This window comes from Catenulispora rubra (assembly GCF_015356825.1).
Taxonomy (GTDB): domain Bacteria; phylum Actinomycetota; class Actinomycetes; order Streptomycetales; family Catenulisporaceae; genus Catenulispora; species Catenulispora rubra.
In genome coordinates this window covers 1-1,183 of the sequence record NZ_JAACYW010000638.1, presented here as the reverse complement: position 1 = coordinate 1,183, position 1,183 = coordinate 1, and the positions used below count along the sequence as shown (strand labels likewise).

Genomic DNA, 1,183 nt, shown 5'->3' with positions numbered 1-1,183 from the left:
GAGTCGCGCGACCTAGACCCGAAGCGTGGTGATCTAGCCATGGGCAGGGTGAAGCGCGGGTAAGACCGCGTGGAGGCCCGAACCCACCAGGGTTGAAAACCTGGGGGATGACCTGTGGTTAGGGGTGAAAGGCCAATCAAACCACGTGATAGCTGGTTCTCCCCGAAATGCATTTAGGTGCAGCGTCGTGTGTTTCTTCCCGGAGGTAGAGCACTGGATGGTCTAGGGGGCCTACAAGCTTACCGAAATCAGCCAAACTCCGAATGCCGGTGAAGTGATAGCGCGGCAGTGAGACGGCGGGGGATAAGCTTCGTCGTCGAGAGGGAAACAGCCCAGAACACCGGCTAAGGCCCCTAAGCGTGTGCTAAGTGGGAAAGGATGTGGAGTCGCATAGACAACCAGGAGGTTGGCTTAGAAGCAGCCACCCTTGAAAGAGTGCGTAATAGCTCACTGGTCAAGTGATTCCGCGCCGACAATGTAGCGGGGCTCAAGTACACCGCCGAAGCCGTGTCATTCATACATGTAGCCTGTCGCTGTAGTAGGCGGCCAGGCGTATGGATGGGTAGGGGAGCGTCGTGCAGCCAGTGAAGTCCCGGGGTGACCCAGGGGTGGAGGCTGCACGAGTGAGAATGCAGGCATGAGTAGCGAATGCGACGTGAGAAACGTCGCCGCCGGATGACCAAGGGTTCCTGGGCCAGGCTAATCCGCCCAGGGTGAGTCGGGACCTAAGGCGAGGCCGACAGGCGTAGTCGATGGACAACGGGTTGATATTCCCGTACCCGCGAAGGTCCGCCCAGTGTTGAATCAGGTGATGCTAAGCCCGTTAAGCCCCCTGGTTCCTTCGGGAACCGGGTGTGGTGGAGCCGGCGGCCCGAACTTGTAGTAGGCAAGCGATGGTGTGACGCAGGAAGGTAGCCCAGCCCGGGCGGTGGTTGTCCCGGGGTAAGGATGTAGGGCGTGTCGTAGGCAAATCCGCGACACACATAGCCTGAGATCTGATGCCGAGCCCGTAGGGGCGAAGTGGGTGATCCTATGCTGCCGAGAAAAGCATCTAGCGAGGACCTAGCGGCCCGTACCCCAAACCGACACAGGTGGTCAGGTAGAGAATACCGAGGCGATCGGGTGAACCGTGGTTAAGGAACTCGGCAAAATACCTCCGTAACTTCGGGAGAAGGAGGGCTCC

At 59.3% G+C, this 1,183-nt stretch carries 1 rRNA gene; it reads left to right on the top strand.

Annotation, left to right across the window (positions count from 1 at the left end):
- Nucleotides 1-1,183: ribosomal RNA gene (locus tag GWK61_RS54695) — 23S ribosomal RNA — on the top strand; the annotation flags it as partial.